Raw genomic sequence first — 20,583 nt, forward strand, 5'->3', positions numbered from 1 at the left:
GAAACGACCGTCGGCTCTAGCGGCATCTCAAGTTTCATCGTTTCCCTCCATCTGCCGGTCGCCCAATGCGGCGGCCAGCGTCGCTAGCAGAACCTGCGCGTCAAAGGGTTTTCTGAAGCAGCTAGTCCGGTCGCGCGCACTCAGCTGATCGGCGATCTCATGACGCCCAGTCATCAGGAAAACAGGAAGGCCCGGCTCTTTCGTCCTGACCAGGTCCCTCAGTTCGAACCCGTCCATTCCCGGCATCCCTATATCCGTAATGAGCGCATCCAGACCCGGGAGCCCAGCGGAAAGTAGAGATCGGCCAGACGAGAAGCTGCGAGCCGAGTAGCCGGCCGACTCCAACAGATCCTCCAGGGACTCCAGCAATCTCGGATCGTCGTCAACGATCGCGACGACCTGCCGATGCGGCAAAGCCGTCGATTTCACGCCTGTCTTGCGGGCATGGGTAACGGGTATCTTCAAACGTTCGGCGATGCGCACGAGGTCGGCAAAGGAGTCTGCCTTCATCTTCTGCATCACATTTCGCCGGTGGATCTGCAGGGTCACCTCGCTGATGCCAAGTTCTGCGGCCGCCTGCTTGTTGAGCAGCCCGCTTATGACCAGCGGCAGCACCTCCCGCTCGCGCGGTGTCAGGTCAAGGTAGCGTCGCCTCAGCTTTCCGAACTCTGCGCGCTCGGCCCGTCTTTTCTCATCCTCGGCTATGGCCGCATGAATGGCGGCCATCAAATCCGCGTCGGTAAACGGTTTGGTCAAGAAATCGACCGCGCCATCCTTTATGGCCCGCACCGACGAACGGATGTCTCCGTGACCGGTTATGAATACGATCGGCGGATGCTCCCCTTTGGCTATTTCGCTTTGAAGGTCGAGACCGTTGATGTCCGGCAACTCGATATCCAGAAGCAGGCAGGCAGGCGCATCCGGTTTTTCCGAATTGACATAGTCTCCGGCCGAACCGAAGGCGATCGCCTGGATACCGTGTGAGGCCAAGAGCTCGCACAGGGCCTCGCGGATCCGATTGTCGTCATCGACGATGAAAACTGTGTATTCCTCGTTCGTCATGCCGCTGCTTCCACTTCGATCGGCAAGGTAAACGTGAAGGTTGCGCCATTTGTTTCATTGTTTTGCACCCACAGCCGCCCCCCGTGCGACTCGATGATCGAACGACAAATTGCCAGGCCCATCCCCATTCCGTTCACTTTCGTCGTAAAGAAGGATTCGAATATTCGTTCCGGAAACTCGACCCCCGTGCCAATGTCGCTGACCTCCGTCGCGACGAAATCCCCCACGCGACGGACCTGGACACGAACGACGCGGTCGCGCGCCACAGCGTCCATCGCATCCATGCCGTTGCGAATGAGGTTCACCAGAACCTGTTGAATATGCACCTGGTCCACCGCAACATAGGGAAGGGTTTTCTCGATATCGACGTCGACCCGAACGCGACGGCGCATGGCCTCCTCCGCGATGAGATGAACGGCTTCGGCGATTGCGCTCACGAGATCGCTATCGCTCTGAGGCTCGACACGCTGCTTGAACAGGGCGCGGATGCGGCTGACGACTTCCGCGGCGGAGTTGGCATCACGGATAATGCGTTCGGCAGTTATCTTTGCCCGCTCGAGATTGGGTGGTTCAGCCAGCAACCAACGGTGACAGGCATTGGAATTGGCCACGATCGCTGCCAATGGTTGGTTCACCTCGTGGGCGATTGACGCCGAAAGCTCGGCCAGGCTCGCTGATTGACTGGCTCTGGAAAGTCTTTCTTGCGCAAGTCGCAATTCGTCCTCAGCCTGAACCTCGCCATCAATATCAAGGCAAATTACGTTCCATTGGACGATCGCACCCTCCAGATTGCGCATGGCAGCCGCTCTGGTCTCGACCCACCGATAAACGCCGTCAAACCTCCGTAGGCGATGCTTGCGCGCATAGGGTTCGCCCGTGGCCAAGGAATGCGCATACCTCTCCTTGACGCCTGCGACATCGTCGGGATGCACCCCGGCATCTAGCGTTGCGTCCAGCCGGGACTTCGCCGTTCCGTCCAGGTCCTCAAGATTATACCCGAGAAACTCCCGCAACTGTTGGCTGCGATAGACCGGCTCGCCGTTTGGTGCGGCGCAGTCGATCATCGCCGGCAACGTCTCAACCAGTTGCCACAGTGACCGCTCCCGTTCACGCAGCGCATCTTCGACGCGCAATTGGTCGTCGATATCATGTGACAGCCCGTACCATTGCACGATCTGCCCGCTATCGTCGCGCAAGGGTTCTGCATTGCTTTCAACCCAGCGATAGACGCCATCCGACCGGCGCAGGCGAAACCGCTTTGAGAAGTTCTCGCCGGTCGCGACAGACCGGCCCAGTGCCTCCTCGAGGCCTGAAGCATCGTCCGGGTGCACGGACGCTCTGAAGGCGGACGCCAGGCGGCCCGGGTCTGGCTGTTCGGAATTGGCAGCGTCGAGACCGAGAAAGCACATCAGCCGCTTGTTGAAAAACGTTGGCTCGCCCTGACGGTTCAGGCGCCAAAGCAGGCTGGGAACGATGTCGACGAGCTGTAAGAGTTCCCTTTCTCGGTCGCGCAACGCGTTCTGCGCACGCATCTCGTCATCGATGTCGATCGAGATCGCATACCAGTTTACGATCGCCCCTTCCTGGTTGATCAGCGGCACCGCGCGTCCTTCGACCCAACGATAGACGCCGTCCGAGCGGCGCAAACGATACTTCATTCCGTAGGATTCGCCTGTCGCCACGGAATGGCGGACCGCTTCCAGGAGACGCGCGGAGTCGTCCGGATGCACGAGCATTTCCATCGCCGTCGCCAGCCGGCTGCCAGCCGCTGTTTCCAACTGTGCAAGATCTTTCCACCCATAAAAATCAAGCAGGCGCTTGTTGAAAAAGGTCGGTTCGCCGTTGGGCCCCAGTCGGCGGATGTGAACCGGGACCATGTCAACAAGTTGCGAGAGTTCAAGCTCTCGGCCACGCAAAGCTTCAACGGTCTTCTTGTAAACATCGATGTCGAGCGCGATGCCGAACCAACCCAGGATGCGGCCTCGGGCATCGCGGGCGGCCCGGGCGGCGGTTCTGGCCCAGACATAACTTCCCGATACGCGGCGGAAGCGAAACTCGACATTGAAGTCATCCCCCGTTTCGAGGCAACGATTCCATACCGCTGCGGTCCGCTCATAGTCGTCCGGATGCAGCAATTGCTTCCAGGCCGTGTGACCTTCGTCAACGGAAATGTTCAGTTGCTCAGGCGTGACGCCGAGCGAGTTCTGCGCAAATGGATGCAGGTAAATCCATCGTCCGCGCGCATCGAAGGCCCAGCCGTTGCCGAATATGCTCTCGACAGCTCTCGCAGACCGCAGTGGTTCTGGTTCGCCAGCGCTATCGGATGCCGCAACCATGCGAGGCTCGCGATCCGTCACCAACTCATCGATATCGACGCTGACGCTGTATCCGGGCTCGGCGCGTGTTTCCGTCCACCGATACTTGCCGTCGGGCTGGCGCTTCCTGTGCCTCGTTACCTGCGGAACGCCCGTCCAGAATGCACGCGCGGCTGCATGCGCCGCTGCGGTTCGGTCGTCGGGGTGAATTGCGCTCAATGAGCTTGGCAATTCCTGTACGGCCGCCTCCGCGGTATCGACAAAACGAGCGGCCGCGGCAGACGTTTCGATGTCGATGATCGCGCCGTACCAGCCAAGGATATCATCCTCACCATCACGCAAGGGCTGAGCAGACGTTCGACTCCAACCGTAAGCGCCGCTTGCGCGCAGAGTTCGGTGTTCGATGTTGAAGTGCTGGCCAGTTTCAAGGCACCAGCGCCAGAGCGCCATAGACCGCTCGTAATCATCCGGATGGATCATTCGCCTCCAGCCCAGCGGACCACCATCCGACTGGTAGCCGAACTCCTCAAGCGTCAAGGCCAGCCGCGACAGTACCGCAGGGCTGACGCAAACGATCTCGCCGGCCGAATTCGCCGCCCAGGCGTTGCCGACCACGCTTTCGATGATCCGCACCGCCTGCATTGCTTTCAGCCCGATTTCGTCAGGTGAATCGAACGCCTTCGTCATTGCCTTCTCCTGCAGGACGAGGAAAGCCACTATCAGCGCTCTGCATAGCAGTTGTTCTCGAGAGTCGGACTGCGCAAACTATCCGCCATCCTATTCTCGCCGCGTCTCGCCTGCATCCTATGGAAATCTATGACAACTGAGCGGTCTATTCTAAGCTGTACTTGAGCATAGGCGAAGAGTAGCATCCGGACTCGCTTGGCAGCACGCCTTCTCATAGACTTCCATAGGCTGCAGGACGGCCGTGATTGCGATAGGGTTAGAGGAATGGTTGGTTCGTCCCGCCAGACTTCGTTTACAGCGCCTTGGTAGGGCCCCCACGGTGCCCAGGCTTTCTCTGTCCGATCGGAGCAGCCGATGGAATCAGCTTCTAGAGCAATTAGCGACAGCCATTCAGCAACAGTCGATCATCCGGTGCAAGGGCTCGAGCGAACGTCGCCAGGGCCGGCGGGGAGCGCGTTGCCGTGGGCGCCGACAGAACGACTGCCGGTCGGACCGGTTTCACAATGGCGGCGGGTTCGATCAAGCCGCCCGCAGCTGTTGCATCTCGTTGCGTTCTTCGCCGCCTACGTGCTGGGCTGCGGATTTGCGAATGTCCTTGCTATCGTCCCGGGCATCACCGTCTCGATCTGGCCTCCCGGCGGCGTGTTCATGGCGACACTCATCCTCACGTCTGCCTACAGCTGGCCCTGGTGGATCATCGCCGGCTGCTTTGCCGAGATGTTTGCCCAGCTCGTGTGGTTTCACAGCCCGCTTCCTGCAGGTTTCTTGATCTTCGTCGGCAACGCGCTCTGTGCCTCCGCCGGAGCGATGCTGCTCAGCAGCGCCATTGGCCGTCCCGTCCGGCTGGAAACCCTTCAACAGGTCCTCGCTTTCGTCGTTTTGGGTGCGGGAGTAGCGCCCCTCGCAAGCGCGACCGTCGGGAGTGCAACCCTTGCCTGGTTCGGCGTGAAGTCCCAGACATTCGCATCGGTGTGGCCACTATTCTGGATCGGAGATGCCACAGGCATCCTGCTGGTAGCGCCACTGGTGCTGGTCCTCGTCCGCTCCTGGCGCGGTGAAACCGGCCTGTCCGTGGCACACTGGACGGAGGCGGCCGTTCTCTGTTTCATCTTCCTCGGCGTTGCTGTGCTTTCCTTGAGCGCTCACTTTTTCCCCTCGCCCTACATCATTTTGCCGCTTCTGCTTTGGGCCGCCGCACGTTTCGAATTTCGAGGCGCTGCTGTCGCCTTGACGCTCCTGACGCTGATTACGATGGCGCTCACGATATCCGGAGACAGCCAGTTTATCGGTGACGCCGGATCGCAGAGGCAACAGCAGGTCATGCTGCAGCTCTTCCTCGTGATTTCCGCATTCTCGGCGCTTGTCGTCGCAGCCATTTCCAGGCAACACCAGCTGGCGCTGCTCACCGCCCGGCAAAGTGAACTGCGGCTGCAACGCTTGATCGACGCCGTTCCGGCTCTCATCTGGAGCGCCACGCCTGACGGAACGCCGAGCTACCTCAACAAGTGGGCCACCGACACGACCGGGTTGGCGTTGACGGATCTGATTGCGACCAATGGCAAGCGATCCCTGACGGACATTCACCCGGATGACCGCATTGCCACCGACGAAGCGCTGAAACGCGCGTTCGAAGCGGGTACGACCTTTGCAGGAAGGTACCGTCAGCGGCGGGCAAACGGTCCCCATCGATGGGTCGAGAGCCGGGCAACCCCTTTACGTGACGAAGCCGGAACGATTCTGCAGTGGTACGGCGTTTCCGTCGACATCGAAGACGCAGTGAGCGCTCAGGCTGCACTGCGCGAACGGGAGCAGGAGCTGCTGCAGCTTGTCAACATGGTGCCAAGCCACGTCTGGCGCTTGACGCCGGATGGCGAGCCCACCTTCTTCAACAAGCGCATGGTCGACTTTCTCGGCCTGGACATCTGTGACACGGACAAGCCGGGAAAAACCCGGCTGGCAGCCATGGTCGAAGCCTCCGTGCATCCCGCCGAGGCAGGCGCGTTCGTCGATCTGCTTCGCAATTGCCTCGAAACCGGTGAGGCCTTTGCCATGCGATATCGCCTGCGCCGGGCCGACGGCGTCTTTCGCTGGATGTCGAGCCGGGCAGAGCCAATGCGGGATCACTCCGGGAAAATCGTCCAATGGTACGGCATGTGCCATGACATCGATGATCTGACGCACGCCGAGGACGCATTGCGCCGCAGTCAGAGGCAGCTACAACGGATGATCGACGCAGTGCCGGTCCGCATTTGGAGCGCGACGCCATCGACCGGCTCGGTCTACTTCAACAAACAGTTCAGGGACCGCTTCCGCTCGGTTGTCGCAAGCTTCGAAGCGCACGGAGAGCAGAGTATCGAAACTCTGCTTCAAAAGCTGATCCATCCCGACGACGCCGCAGCCGTCGGAGACACACTGCAAAGATGTTTCAAGACCGGTAGCAGCGCAACGTTGCGCTTTCGTTGGCTTGAAATTGAAAGCGGATATCGCTGGGTGGAATGCCGGGTCGAACCTCGCCGCAATCAGGAAGGAGAGATCGAGGAGTGGTATGGCGTTTCGCTCGATATCGACGATCAGATGCGCGCTCAAAACGCGTTGCACGATCGCGAGCGCGAGCTGTCCCTGCTCGTCGACATGGTACCGGCCTTCATTGCCCGTCAGACCGCCGGCGGTGAACTGAGCTTTCTGAACAAGCGGTTGGTAGACTTCCTCGGATTCGATGCCATCGAGGTTGACAAGCCGGGCGTGGCGCGCGCGGGCGCAATGATGCGTTCTGTCGTCCATCCGGACGATATCGCATCCGTACGGGAGAACGCCACGCACGGCTTCTCTACCGGTGAACCCTTCTCCAACAGATATCGCATGCTGCGCGCCGATGGAGCATACCGCTGGGTCGACGGGCGCTGCGAGCCATTGCGCGATCAAAACGGGACGATCGTGCAGTGGTATGCCGTTGCGATTGATGTCGACGATGAAGTGCGTGTCCAACAACAGCTCTTCGATCGGGAGCGCGAACTCTCGCAACTGGTCGACATGGTGCCCAGCCCACTCTGGCGGTTAAACACGGATGGGGAACCGGTCTTCTTCAGCAAGAGCCTGATCGAGTTCCTCGGACATGACGTCAAGGACTATCAGGGATCGGGCAGCGTTCTCGCCGGTGCAATTACAGCCGCGCTTCACCCGGACGACGCAGCGAAGATGGATGCCACGCTGAGAGAGGCCTTCGCCACCGGCGAAAACTTCTCCTTGACCTACCGGCTGCGCCGTGCCGACGGCGTCTATCGCTGGATGTCGTGCCGCGGCGCTCCCTTGCGGGACGCCAACGGTCAGATCCTGCAATGGTTCGGCATTTGTCACGACATCGACGATCAGCTCCGCGTCGAACAGGTCTTGCGCGAGCGTGAGCGCTCGCTTCGACAACTCATTGAAACCTTGCCTGCGATGGTCGAATGCACCGACCCGAACGGTGATCCTGTCTACCGCAGCGAACAGCTTCGCGAGTATCTGGGATACAAGTTGGAAGCGCCCGATGCGTCGGGAGAAGCACGACCGTCAGGCGCGCTTGGCGCTGCCGTCCATCCCGACGATATGCCTCAGGTCCATGAGAACTGCGGCCATGCCTTGGCCACCGGTACGCCCTACGCGCAGAAGCATCGACTTCGCCGGTCGGACGGAGGGTATCGCTGGGTGGAGACCCGGGCAGCGCCCATGAGGGACGCCGATGGGCTTATCGTCCAGTGGAACGTCATTTGCATCGACATCGACAGCGAAGTTCGGGCCCAGGAGGATTTACGGGCTGCGCGCGATGGTCTTGCGCGCGCGACTCAGGCCGCCAGCCTCGCCGAGCTTTCCGCCTCGATCGCCCATGAGGTGAACCAGCCGTTGGCAGCGATCGTGACAAATTCGCATGCATGCCAACGCTGGCTTTCTGCTGAGCCGCCAAACCTTGCGCGAGCGCAAAGGACGGTGGAACGCATCACGCGCGACGCAAATGCTGCCGCAGACGTCGTAAGCCGCATCCGCGCGTTGTTCACGAGATCCGTGGAGCCCGGGATGAGCACAACGGTGGACAGCGTCATTGCCGAGGTGCGCAACCTCTTGGTTGAAGAAGCCATGCGGCGCCGCGTTCGCATCCAGCTTGACGTCGAAAGTGACCTTCCTCCGGTCGCTATCGATCGCGTGCAACTTCAGCAGATACTGGTCAACCTGATCCGAAACGGCATAGAAGCGATGACATCCACGGCGGACCTGCGCATCGTCAACCTGCATGCGACGCGTATCGAAGACGCAGTCCGCATTGCCGTGAGCGATTGCGGCACGGGGGTCCAAAACCCCGACAGGATATTCGAACCTTTCTTCACCACGAAAAACGACGGCATGGGCATGGGATTGGCGATCTGCCGTTCGATCGTCGAGTCCCACGGCGGACGTCTGTGGGCACAAAAGAACGAGATCCAAGGATCGACGTTTGTTTTTACACTGCCGATTGAAGCCAATCTAACGGCATGACGATTGCCGCATAGGACCACGTGCTGCTGAACTTCCACTGCATTCAAGAGGCTATAGGCCTTTACTAACCGATGGTGACTTGTTGCGCCGCATAGACAAAGCGCACCGAGGGCTGACCAATCGGTTGGAGCAGTGGGCGCCCGTCAGAACGGCCCAATCATCGATATCGCAATTGCACGAGCGATCCCCCTCGGCGACGCCGAAATACCATGGAGCCCGACAACCACTACGATGTAATCGTCAGCCGGCATCTGGTCAGGGCGCTTGTCGATCCAGACGCGGCTTTTGCCGCGTGGCTGCGAGTCCTGCCCCCCGGCGGCACATTGCTGATCGCCGATGGCTAAATCGTCAATTCCACTACGGCTGAACGATAAGTTGTGAGATTGAGGCAAAAATGCGACGCACCCCATAGCATCCAAACCCGAAACAATTTATGGGTTCACGCTGCAGTTACAAGTTGATGCTGCGCGTTTTGCGCGATGAATGCAATTTAAACTGGATATCTTCAGCTTCCGACCTTGTGTCATCCGAGCTGTTTGTTTTCGGTGATGTGGTTGGGGGACTGCATAAGTGCGGGCATGGGGTAATGCGACGTGGAAGAGCCTTGGCTTTAAGTTGAGGCTCGGCCCAAAGGCCTGCTGGGCGTGGTTTGAGACCTTTGAAACGCCATCAGGTTCTATTCCGTCAGCCTTCTTGGGGAGTTTTCGAGCAGGCGCGATCACGCTATCGCTCTGGCTTGCGAGCGCTCTGGCCGCGCAGGCCGCATGCACATGGGACGTCGCCTTCACCTTCGTCGGCCAGACGAAAACGATCAACACCAACGATTGCGAGTTGGCTGGGCCGGACGGCACCTACGGCAGCTTCTACGATTCGCCGACGGTCGATATCCAATTTGACTACGGGCTCGGCGCGAACGATGCCGGACTTTCCATTCCCGAGCAGAGGGGCGGAAGCAATGGCGGAAATTATGAATTCACGTTCAACGTAAGTAACTCCGTTCTCCAGATAAAGCTCCTGACCGCGCCGCCATCGGGTTCGGACAGCTTTTCCGGTTACATGTATACCGGCAATGCGGGCTTTCTCTCGAATACCCCGGCAACGATCAATTTCACCTATCCTTCCACGCCGACCTTGACGGCAGTAACGCCGTCCTCGGGGCCGACGGGGGGCGGCACGACCGTAATCATTACAGGGACTGGGTTCGCAGCAGCCAATCCGACGGGTGCAGTGAAGTTCGGTGCGACAAACGCGACCTATACGATCAACGGCAACACGCAGATCACGGCAACGGCGCCGGCCAATTCTGCGGGCACGTACGACATCACCGTGACCACGCCCGGCGGCATGAGCGCGACGCATGCCAATGACCAGTACACCTATGTGGCGGCGCCGACGGTGACGTCGGTGTCTCCGACAGCAGGCCCGACGGGCGGTGGGACGACTGTGACCATCACCGGCACTGGATTCTCGGCAGCCAATCCGACGGGCGCGGTGAAATTCGGAGCGACGAACGCGTCCTATACGATCAACAGCAATACGCAGATCACCGCGACGGCGCCGGCCAATTCGGCGGGCACCTATGACATCACCGTGACCACGCCCGGCGGCACAAGCGCCACCAGCGCGTCCGACCAGTTCACCTATGTGGCGGCGCCGACCGTATCCTCGACGTCGCCGGCGGCAGGCCCGACGGGCGGCGGAACAAGCGTGGCCATCACCGGCACAGGCTTTACCGGCGCTACGGCGGTGACGTTCGGCGCTACGCCGGCGGCCAGCTACACCATTATCAACAGCACCCAGATCACCGCGACCGCCCCGGCAGGTACGGGCACGGTGGACATCCGCGTCACCACTACCGGCGGGACAAGCGCCACCAGCGCGTCCGACCAGTTCACCTACGTCCTGCCTCCGACCGTGACCGCAGTGTCGCCGACGGCAGGCCCGACGGGCGGTGGGATGACGGTGACCATTACGGGCACCGGGTTCGCAGCGGCCAACCCGACGGGCGCAGTGAAGTTCGGGGCGACCAACGCGACGTATACGATCAACAGCGACACGCAGATCACCGCGACGGCACCGGCCAATTCGGCAGGCACCTATGACATCACCGTGACCACTGTCGGCGGCACAAGCGCGACGCATGTCAACGACCGGTACACATATGTCGCGGCGCCGACCGTGACCTCGGTGTCGCCAATCTCGGGTCCGACGGGGGGCGGAACGACGGTAACCATCACGGGCACCGGCTTCTCGGCAGCGAACCCGACGGGCGCCGTGAAGTTCGGGGCGGCGACAGCGATCTATACGATCAACAGCAGTACGCAGATCACGGCGACCGCGCCCGCCAATTCGGCGGGCACCTATGACATCACCGTGACCACGCCCGGCGGCACAAGCGCCACCAACGCGTCCGACCAGTTCACCTATGTGGCGGCGCCGACAGTAACCTCGACGTCGCCGGCGGCAGGTCCGACGAGCGGCGGTACGACGGTGACCATCACCGGCACCGGATTTGCGGCAGCCAATCCGACGGGCGCGGTGAAGTTCGGGGCGACAACGGCGACCTATACGATCAACAGCAACACGCAGATCACCGCGACGGCGCCGGCCAGTGCGGCAGGCACCTACGACATCACCGTGGCCACGCCAGGCGGCACGAGCGCGACGAGTGCGTCCGACCAGTACACCTATGTCGCGCCGCCGGTGGCCTCCAGCTTCACCTACGGTTCGATCGTCCCCTACAACGACGGCTCGAATACGAGCGTGTCGATCAGCCTGACCAGCAATGTCAACAATAGTCCAACCAGCTACGCGGTCGGCTCCGCGACCACCGCGCAAGGCGGGTCGGTCAGCGTCGACAGCAGCGGACAAGCTACCTACACCCCGCCTGTCGGCTACCGCAATGCCAATGACAGCTTCACCTTCACGGCGACCAACCTCGGCGGCACATCGAGCCCTGCAACCGTCACCGTGACGATTGGCAATCCGACGATTACGGTATCGCTGCCGTCGACAACGGCCACCGTCGAAAGGGCCTACAACGCCGGCGGCGCCGCGGTGACGTTCTCGGGCGGAAGGCCCCCCTACACGGTCAACAGCATCAGCGGCCTGCCCGCAGGCCTGACCGATAGCGGCGGCGGTGTCATCGGCGGCACGCCAACGGCCAACGGCACCTTCACGGTTACGGTCAACGTCACCGACAGTTCGTTGGGAGCAGGTCCCTATAACGCCAATACGACGGCGACGCTGACGGTCGTCCTGCCGCCGGCGCCGGTGGTCTCATCCTTCGCCATCAACGGTTTGGCCTATAACGCCGGTTCGGCCACGGCCACGACCTTCAGTGCTGCCCCGCATGCCACCGAAAGCCCGACCGGCTATCAGGTCGGGGCTTCGTCCTATGGCGCAACGGTCAGCGTCGATAGCGCCGGGCTCATGAGCTACACGCCGCCGGTCGGCTTCCGCGGCACGGACACCTTCAACTACGTCGCGACCAACGCGGGCGGCACCTCCAATGTCGGCCAGGTCTTCGTGACGGTGAACGATCCCGTCTTCCTGGTCACGCTGCCGGCCACCACCGGCACGGTGGGCGATGCCTATAACAGCGGCGGGATAGCCGTCAGCGTCAACGGCGGTAAGGCTCCCTATTCCAACTTCTCCGCAACGGGACTCCCGGCTGGCCTGTCGATCAATAGCTCTGGGGTGATCTCCGGCACGCCGACAGCCGCAGGAAATGCCACGGTGACGATCACCGCCACCGACAGTTCTGGAGGGAATGGCAGCTTTACCAGCACGGGCGCGGCGAGCATCAGCATTGGCGCGCCGACCATCACCATTAATCCGGCGACCTTGCCGAACGCGGAGAACGGCGTTTCGTACGGCGCGACGTTGAGCACAACGGGCGGCATTGCCCCATTTACGTTTGGGCTCACCGCCGGCTCGCTCCCGGACGGCCTCGCATTGGCTGCAGATGGCACCATTTCGGGTACGCCGACCGGTGGGGGAACCTACCACTTCACGGTGACCGCGAGCGACAGCGCAGGCACGGGACCCTATACGGGCGCGCGTGCCTATGCATTGATCGTCGACACGCCGACCATCGTTCTGTCGCCGTCAGCAGGCGCCCTGCCCGGCGGAACGACCGGTCTTGCCTACAGCCAGTCCTTTGGCGCATCGGGCGGAACCGGCCCCTATACCTACTCCGTCACTGGCACGCTTCCGACCGGCCTGAGCCTGAGTTCGGCCGGCGTTATCTCGGGCACGCCGACCGCAGGCGGCACGTTCACCTTCACAGTCAGCGCGACCGACAGCGCGACCGGGACAGGGCCCTTCACAGCCGCGCAGAACTATTCCCTGACGATTGCAGCGCCGACAATCGCGGTTGCGCCGTCCGCCCTGCCGAAAGCGGCCTTCGGCGCGGCCTATAGCCAGACCGTGACGGCATCCGGCGGCATTGCTCCCTACAGCTACTCCGTTACATCCGGAACGCTTCCTCAGGGCCTCAACCTCAGCGCCGCTGGCGTTCTCTCGGGCACACCGACTGAGGTCGGGACCTTCAACATCACGATCAGCGCCACCGACGCGGCTACCGGCACAGGTCCCTTCTCGGGCGCGCAAAGCTACGCTCTTGTCGTCGACCAGGTCCTGCCGATCGCCAATGCCGTCACCGCGACAGTCGCGGCCAACTCCACGGCCAACGGGATCACGCTTGCGATCACCGGGGGTGCCGCCGACAGCGTCGCGATCGCAAACCCTGCCGCCCACGGCACGGCGACGGCGTCCGGCACGAACATCACCTACACACCGGCGGGCGGCTATTCCGGGACGGACAGCTTCACCTATACCGCCACCAATGTTGCCGGAACCTCTTCGGCCGCCACGGTCACGATCGCGGTGACGGCACCGACGCTGGTGCTATCGCCTGGCACGGGCGCTCTTGCTGACGGCACCAGGGGAACGGTTTATTCGCGGGCCGTTGCCGTATCGCACGGCACAGCACCCTACGCCTATGCCGTGACATCGGGCGCACTTCCGGCCGGTCTTGCGCTCGACGCAACCGGCGTCATCGGCGGCACGCCGACGGCAACGGGCAGCTTCAGCTTCACCGTCACCGCAACCGACGCCTATGGCGCCACGGGCTCGGCCAGCTATTCGCTTGCCGTCAGGGCGATGGCCACCTTCGCCTTCACGCCTCAGTCCGGAACCCTTAGCGATGCGATGGCCGGCGAGGACTATCGCCAGCAGATCACGGCGGCGGGTGGCGCGGCGCCGCTCCTCTATCGGATCGGTTCCGGCGCGTTGCCAGACGGCATGGTGCTCAACGTTTCGACCGGAGAGCTGACCGGACCGCTCGATGCCGCAAGCCACGGCAACTACACCTTCTCCGTGGTGGTCGAGGACAACAACGGCGCAACCGGTTCTGCGACCTACAGCATGACGGTCAAGCCACGCGGAACGACCGTCACCGACCAGGTGGTGAACGTGCCCGCCGGCACGAGCCCGCCTGACATCTATCTGAACCGCGGCGCGACCGGTGGGCCGTTTACGGGCGCCGACGTGGCCTTCGTCGAGCCCCCCAACGCCGGCACCGCCACGATCATCCAGGGGCGGCTTGCCCAGGCAGGTCCGGGCACAGGGCCGATCGGCTGGTACCTCCAGTTTACCCCCAACCCGGCATTTTCCGGCGCGGCTAGGGTCGGTTTCCGCCTGACGAGTTCACTTGGCTCTTCGAACATCGGAACCGTGACCTACAATCTCGCCTATGCCGCGGCGGATGTGGCGGAGGAGATCGATGCGCTCGTCAGCGGCTTTGTCGAAACGCGGCAGAGCCTGATCGCCAACGGCATATATGTTCCCGGCCTTCTCGAGCGTCGGCAGATGCAACAAGCGACCGATTCGGTCACCGCGCGGATGACGCCATCCGAGGAGGGCATGACAGCCAGTTTCTCGACCAGCCTTGCGCAGTTGGATGCGGCGCGGGACAGTGCGGATGGCATCGAGGCAACCGCCTTGCCGCCCTTCAACATGTGGATCGACGGCACCTTCCTCGCACACAAGCGGGACCAGAACGACGGCAAGTGGGGCAACTTTGCGATGCTCAATCTCGGTGCCGACTATCTGTTGTCGGAGCGAGCGCTTGTCGGCCTGTCATTCCACTTCGATCGCATGACCGATCCGAGTGACGCGGATGCGGAACTGACGGGCAATGGCTGGCTTGCCGGTCCCTACGCCTCGTTCGAAATCGGCAAGGGCGTTTTCTGGGACACGAGCGTTCTTTATGGCGGCTCGACCAACGATATCGACACTGTGTTCTGGAACGGCGATTTCGACACGACGCGCTGGATGATCGATACCGCGATCACCGGAGAGTGGCAGCTCGACGACGCGACGGTGCTGACGCCGAAACTAAGGGCCGTCTACTTCAACGAAAAGGTCGATGACTATTCGGTGCGCAACGACGCAGGCGACGAGATAACGATCGACGGCTTCGACGCCGAGCAGTTCCGCGTCAGCCTCGGCGCCGAAATCGCCCGCTCCTTCACGCTGGAGAACGGATCGGCGCTCACGCCCAAGGTCGGCGTCACCGCGGGTTATTCAGGCCAGGATGGATCGGGACTTTTCGCATCGATCACGGCCGGCCTCTCGCTTCAAACGGCCGACCTCTGGATGCTCTCGGCCGATCTGCTCTTCGATATCGAAGGCGATGGCGAAAAAGCCGTCGGCGGCAAAGTGAGGGCCGGAAAGCAGTTCTGATGCAAGCGGGCCGCTGGTCATGCGGCCCCGAGCCGGGCAGCACCGACTACGCCACGAGTTCTGTCTCGAGCGCGTGGCCGGGTGTTCGTCTATCGCGCCTAGATGGACATACTGCGCGACGGAGAACGCAGCACCGGGGTCCAAAACCTCGCAGGATATTCGAACCTTTCTTCTCCACGAAAAAACGACGGCATGGGCATGGGATTGGCGGTCTGCCGTTCGGTCGTCGGGTCCCACGGCGGACGCCTGTGGGCACAAAAGAACGAGCTCCAAGGATCGAGGTTTGTTTTTCACACTGCCGATTGAATCCAACGTAACGGCATGACGCCGCATACGACCACCTGCAAACGGTCTCGACGCGTATGGCGCACGCTACGGGTCTTCACCACCGCCCGCCGATAGCGTTCGCACGCAACTCCAGAGGTTGCCCGCAGGCCGATTGCCCATACTCCCCGCTGTCACATCTCCGGCAGGCCAGCCTTTCGGAAGCCGTCTGCAAAGTGGTCTCGTACAAATGCATCGCGCAGCGGCTGGGAGTTGAGCCAATGGCCGATCGTGAAATGAGGGTGGGCGATCAGGAACAATTCTGATTCTCGCCGCGCCTCCTCAAGGTGGCCCATTTGCGCAAGCGTAGCAGCCAGGAATTTGCGTGAGTTGGTACGATACGTGTCTTTCCTGCGCAGTGTAGCCGTTGCCGCCTCATAGTCACGCGCGGCGTATTGCGCCTGCCCAAGATGACAAAGATACCAGCAGGCTGGATAGGGATTGAGCCGCAGAGCTTTTTCAATCTGTGCCAGTCCGTCGGCAACCCTGCCGTCCAGCACGGACATGTCCGACATGGCGGCCCAGGTGTCGGCGTGGTTGGGGTCTAGCTCCAGGGCCTTGGCGAAGGCGGCTTCTGATTCCTCCCATCGCCGTTCATAAGCCAAAATAGTCCCCAGAACGTAACGGCTGCCGGCATCGTTGGGGTCCAGGTCGACGGCCTTCTGCGCAAACGTCACCGCCATCTGACGGTTAGGATCTTCGGGCTCGCCGAAGTGAGTCCAGGCCAGCCAACGATTATAGGCGAGCAGACCGAGCGCTTCGGCATATGATGGCTCAAGCTCAACCGCGCGCTGAAGCAACACATAAGCCTCACGCGCAGTTTGCGGCGACTCTTCCGTCAGCAGGCGGGCGCGCACACACAGATCGTACGCCTCAAAATTCTTCGGCCGATTGCGCTGCGTCGGGATGGTCAGTCGGCCGATGAGGGCTTCAACAATCTTGGCGTTAACTTCATCCTGCAATTCGAAAACGTCTTCCACCGTCCTGTCAAACCGGTCGGCCCACAAGTGCTGGCCGCCAAGCGCGTCGATCAATTGTGCATTGATGCGGACACGACCCATTGCGCGTCTGGCGCTCCCCTCGAGGACGTAGCGGACGCCGAGATCCTGGGCGACGAGCCGTACGTCGACCGGCTTGCCCTTGTAGCCGTACACGGAATTGCGCGCGATGACGAACAGGCCAGCTGTACGGGAAAGGTCGGTGATCAGGTCTTCGGTCAAGCCGTCGACGAAAGGCGCGTCCGCTTCATCCCCACTCGTATTCGTGAACGGCAATACAGCGATCGAGGGACATTCTGGCAGCGGCAAAATGCTCTGCAGCGCATCCGGCCAATGCCACACGTGCACCGGGCGAGCCAGGTTCTTTAGGTAGCGTTCGCCTGCATCAAAGAAACGGTCGCCGATCTTGCCGACGATCTCGCCGTGAACTTTGGCTGAAATGCAGATACCTCCCGGTGCGGCCAGCGTCTCTAGGCGCGCCGCGACATTGACACCGTCGCCGAGAACGTCTGAACCGTCGTCAATGACATCTCCCAGATTGACCCCTACACGCAAAAGCAGGCGCCGGTCTCCGGCAGCTTCGACAGCAGTGGTGGCCCGTTGCATTTCCAACGCTGCTGCGACCGCGTCCACCGCGCTACCGAATTCGATTAAAAATCCGTCGCCCATGACCTTGAAGATGCGACCCGTGTAACGCATCACAGCCGGCTCGATAACGCCAGAACGGAGTTTCCTGAGGTCGGCCAGCGTTGCGACTTCATCAGCCTCCATCAGGCGTGAATATCCCACCACATCGGCAACGACGATGGCGGCAAGGCGACGCTGAAGAGATTGATCCGTCATGTTGAGGACAAGCTTAACGACCGAGCTCGCAAGGTATTGTTCAACCGCGAGTGAGTCAACAAGTCGCAAGAGGTAATGCCAGGCGACCTCCGCCTCCATCGAGGATTGAGCGACTTTATCGGCGCCCTTTGTCTTCGGATGGGAGACCTACATCCAGTCGAGCCGCAGGCGCGCGTGTGCGATATCGGCCACGACCGAGACTGCGAGTGAACGTGCATCCCTCGCCTTGTCGAACAGGCCGATCGGCGCCTTGATGCGAGAAAGCAGACGCTCATCTCCCCCGCAATCACGCAGGAGCTGGCAGCGTTTCGCATGGGTCCGGCGGCTGCCAAGGGCGCCGATGTAGAACGCATTCGACGTCAGCGCCACATCGAGCAGCGGCAACTCGCGATCAACATCGTGGAAGAGGAGCGCGACTGCGGTGTCGCCGTCTAGTTCGTCAGGCGAAGGCACTTGCCCGCGCTCGAGCACGACTGTCTCGTAGCCGGCCGCAACAGCAACGCGGGCAACCGCATCGATCTCGAGCGGAGTGCCGGCGAGGATGACCCGCGGCCTCGGCCGGTAGGCGCGCACAAAACTCTCGCCGTACCAGCCGCTTGCCTCGCTGCCGTGCTGCAGCGAAAGGGCGCGCTTGCCAGGATGATAGCGTAGACCCACCGGCGAGCGATGTTGGAGGGTGGAAAGCGCCTGGCGCAAGACTGCCGCATCCGCCAATACATGGATCGCAAGGGTAATGCCGCCGCCACAGGGCAGGACAATATCAAAGAACGGGGACCCTTCGCCAAGTCGAAGCGTGCGATCAAGGCCCTTTCCAAGAGCGGTGATGGTTTCGGCGGCCACGGCCGCTTCGGTGCAACCACCGGAGACGAAACCGCAATAGAGACCGTCACTGCGCACGACCATTTGCGCGCCGAGGGCGCGCGCAGCGCCGCCCCGAATTTCGACGAGCGTGATGAGGGCCGTTGACTGCCCCTCTTCGAGCGATCGAGCGGCGAAAGACAGTACTTCGATTGCATCGTCCGACAGGAAGGCAGCGCGCGGTTCTGGCGAAAGCGTTTCCGGATCGGCGGCGATGCGGATCGTCATCTCACTCCACTCCCTGCGTTCCCCGCCAGCGGCGCACGATACCCGGATCGAGATCAAAGAGATCGAGCACGCGGCCGACGGTGTGGTCGACCATGTCTTCGATGCACTGAGGTTTCGCGTAAAAGGCTGGGACAGGCGGATAGATGATGCCGCCCATCTCGGTCACATGCGCCATGTTACGGATATGGCCGAGATGAAGCGGCGTTTCTCTGAGCATCAGGACGAGGCGACGACGTTCTTTCAGCACCACGTCGGCCGCACGGGAAATGAGGTTGTCCGTCGTGCCCGTGGCGATCTCGGCCAGCGTCTTGACCGAACAGGGGGCGACGATCATGCCGAGCGTCTTGTAGGAGCCAGAGGAACAGACGGCGCCGATATCCTTGTTGGAATGGGTGGTCGTCGCCAACGCTTCGAGGTCCTGTCTGGAAAACGTCGCCTCGGCCGCAAGCGTGATGCAGGCCGCACGCGACATGATCAGATGTGTCTCGATCTCGAGGTCACGCAGCAGTTCGAGGATGCGCTTGCCGTAGACCACGCCCGACGCGCCCGAAATGCCAACGATCATGCGTCTTGGATGCGTCATCGCCCTATCCCGCGCTTTTCAGGAGTGCTGCGGCGCGCGCGCAGGCCTCGTCGCTGATGCGGGCGCGCACGCCATGGAAATTCGGGCCGCGCGTCGCATCGAGCCCCATCCGCGAGGTCGTGCCGATGCCGCTGGCGGAGGGGTCGAGCGCATTGCCTGGCAGGCCTTCGATGATGACGACGTCCTTGTGCGGCTGGAAATGAGTGGCTAGCGCCCAGAGCACCTCACTGTCGCGGGTAATATCGACATCCGCGTCCACCACGACCACGGTTTTCAGGTACTGGTCCCAGCCGAGAAGGCCGAGCATGACCTGCCGCGCCTCCCCCTCACGCGTCTGGTTCATGGCGATGTAGGCGTGAAAATGCGTGCCCGACGAGGGGTAGTGTACCGCGGTGATCGAGGGAAAGCGCGCCTTCAGCTTCTCCACCACCTCGGCCTCGCGCGGCACGCGGCCGAGATTGAGGTGTTCGGCCGAATTGCCGCCGGCGACGCTGACGAGGATGGCATTGCGCCGGCGCATGACGGTTTCGACGGTGAAAAGGTTGTTGGTCGAGCGGTCGGAGGAATAGCCTGTGAACTCGCCGAACGGCCCCTCCTCCACATGCGCCTCGGGATCCAGCACACCTTCGAGCACGATCTCGGCATGGGCGGGAACACGAATGCCGTACTTTGGTGTCCGCACCACCTGAAGCGGCTCGCCCATCAGGCCGCCGGCAACATCACGTTCGTCTTCACCGAAGGCAAGTCGGGCAGAAGCTGCGATCATGAAGAGCGGATGGCCGCCGATGACCATCGCGACCGGCATCGGCCTGCCCTTCTCCTTGGCCATGTTCATCAGCCGCCAGAGATGGCCACGCGAATGCAGCGAGGTGGCGAGCGAATTCTTCGAATGGATCATCGCGCGGTGGTAGCTGAGATTGCCGGCGCCAGTTTCGGGATGCTCGCCGATGATGATGCCGCTGGTGATGTATTTCGCCCGGTCCGTGTCGAAGTGCTTGAGCATCGGCAACGCGTTGAGATCGACGGCATCGCCCGAGACGATCTCCTCGGTGATCGGACCTTCCTTCAGGACTTCCGGCGTGAACGGCCGGTTGGCGCGTGCCTGGTAGGCCTCGTGCAACCTGTCGGCGGTCGAACCGAGCAGACGGGCGATACGATCGCGTGAGGCAAAGATGTTGCAGAGGACCTCGCTGCCGACGCCGCTGACATCCTTCAGGTGCAGCATGGGATGTCGCCCCCGCTCAGCCAGGTTCCAGATCAGCGCTGTCGCATCCTGATCGTCTAAGACCGGCTGGTCGATGGTGATGACATCTTCGGGGTGCTCCGCCCTGTAGTCGGCGAGGAAGCTGCGGACATCTTGCTTGTGGTACTGGGTCATATCTTTGCCTCGACGCGACTGGGGGGTGACGGCGCCCGGAATGGGCGCCGT

General features: G+C 61.8%; 9 protein-coding genes and 2 pseudogenes. 4 read left to right on the forward strand and 7 right to left on the reverse strand.

Features of this window, described 5'->3' with window-relative positions; translation table 11 throughout:
- Positions 1-27: 27 nt before the first annotated feature.
- The 3 genes and pseudogenes from IB262_RS36125 to IB262_RS30280 form a co-directional block, all read right to left on the reverse strand.
- The gene (locus IB262_RS36125) at positions 28-429 is read right to left on the reverse strand and encodes a response regulator (protein ID WP_226020920.1); all 402 of its coding nucleotides are present in this window, start codon (positions 427-429) and stop codon (positions 28-30) included.
- 6 nt (positions 430-435) lie between these two features.
- Positions 436-1,062, reverse strand: a pseudogene (locus tag IB262_RS36130) (response regulator); the annotation flags it as partial.
- Entirely contained in the window at positions 1,059-4,064 is a 3,006-nt protein-coding gene (locus IB262_RS30280; protein WP_110819062.1) for a PAS domain-containing protein, read from the reverse strand. The pseudogene IB262_RS36130 and the gene IB262_RS30280, both read right to left, overlap by 4 nt.
- A gap of 354 nt (positions 4,065-4,418) precedes the next feature.
- On the opposite strand from IB262_RS30280, the gene IB262_RS30285 reads away from it, so the two are divergent.
- From IB262_RS30285 to IB262_RS36135, 4 genes and pseudogenes are all read left to right on the forward strand, one after another.
- A complete protein-coding gene (locus tag IB262_RS30285; RefSeq protein ID WP_192494110.1) occupies positions 4,419-8,570 on the forward strand; it encodes a PAS domain-containing protein in 4,152 nt (1,383 codons plus the stop codon).
- A 203-nt stretch (positions 8,571-8,773) separates the two neighbouring features.
- Positions 8,774-8,911 (forward strand): annotated as a pseudogene (locus IB262_RS30290) (methyltransferase domain-containing protein); the annotation flags it as partial.
- A gap of 352 nt (positions 8,912-9,263) precedes the next feature.
- Positions 9,264-15,320, forward strand: a complete 6,057-nt coding sequence (locus IB262_RS30295; protein WP_192494111.1) for an IPT/TIG domain-containing protein — start codon at positions 9,264-9,266, stop codon at positions 15,318-15,320.
- Positions 15,321-15,518: 198 nt separating this feature from the next.
- The gene (locus IB262_RS36135; protein ID WP_246802760.1) at positions 15,519-15,626 is read left to right on the forward strand and encodes a hypothetical protein; all 108 of its coding nucleotides are present in this window, start codon (positions 15,519-15,521) and stop codon (positions 15,624-15,626) included.
- Positions 15,627-15,778: 152 nt separating this feature from the next.
- On the opposite strand, the gene IB262_RS30305 is transcribed toward IB262_RS36135, so the two are convergent.
- The 4 genes from IB262_RS30305 to IB262_RS30320 all read right to left on the reverse strand — a co-directional run bounded on the left by IB262_RS30305 (position 15,779) and on the right by IB262_RS30320 (position 20,532).
- Positions 15,779-17,485 carry an adenylate/guanylate cyclase domain-containing protein gene (locus IB262_RS30305; protein WP_192494117.1) on the reverse strand — a complete coding sequence of 569 codons (1,707 nt, stop codon included), beginning with the start codon at positions 17,483-17,485 and terminating at the stop codon, positions 15,779-15,781.
- 147 nt (positions 17,486-17,632) lie between these two features.
- Complete coding sequence (locus IB262_RS30310) at positions 17,633-18,571, reverse strand: XdhC family protein (protein WP_060521225.1); 939 nt, start codon at positions 18,569-18,571, stop codon at positions 17,633-17,635.
- A gap of 1 nt (position 18,572) precedes the next feature.
- The gene (locus IB262_RS30315; RefSeq protein ID WP_060521226.1) at positions 18,573-19,154 is read right to left on the reverse strand and encodes a UbiX family flavin prenyltransferase; all 582 of its coding nucleotides are present in this window, start codon (positions 19,152-19,154) and stop codon (positions 18,573-18,575) included.
- Positions 19,155-19,158: 4 nt separating this feature from the next.
- Positions 19,159-20,532: a UbiD family decarboxylase gene (locus IB262_RS30320; protein ID WP_089045344.1), complete on the reverse strand. Its 1,374-nt coding sequence runs from the start codon at positions 20,530-20,532 to the stop codon at positions 19,159-19,161.
- Positions 20,533-20,583: the final 51 nt, after the last annotated feature.

The sequence above is a fragment of the Ensifer sp. ENS02 genome (genome assembly GCF_014851885.1).
In the GTDB taxonomy this organism is placed as follows: Bacteria; Pseudomonadota; Alphaproteobacteria; order Rhizobiales; family Rhizobiaceae; genus Ensifer; species Ensifer adhaerens.

Excerpts from the sequence above, each read along its gene's own strand:
- IB262_RS30310 (WP_060521225.1), bottom strand. The coding sequence starts at position 18,571 with ATGACGATCCGCATCGCCGCCGATCCGGAAACGCTTTCGCCAGAACCG.
- IB262_RS30280 (WP_110819062.1), bottom strand. The coding sequence starts at position 4,064 with ATGACGAAGGCGTTCGATTCACCTGACGAAATCGGGCTGAAAGCAATG.
- IB262_RS30315 (WP_060521226.1), bottom strand. The coding sequence starts at position 19,154 with ATGACGCATCCAAGACGCATGATCGTTGGCATTTCGGGCGCGTCGGGC.
- IB262_RS30320 (WP_089045344.1), bottom strand. The coding sequence starts at position 20,532 with ATGACCCAGTACCACAAGCAAGATGTCCGCAGCTTCCTCGCCGACTAC.
- IB262_RS30285 (WP_192494110.1), top strand. The coding sequence starts at position 4,419 with ATGGAATCAGCTTCTAGAGCAATTAGCGACAGCCATTCAGCAACAGTC.
- IB262_RS30305 (WP_192494117.1), bottom strand. The coding sequence starts at position 17,485 with ATGACGGATCAATCTCTTCAGCGTCGCCTTGCCGCCATCGTCGTTGCC.
- IB262_RS36135 (WP_246802760.1), top strand. The coding sequence starts at position 15,519 with ATGGGATTGGCGGTCTGCCGTTCGGTCGTCGGGTCCCACGGCGGACGC.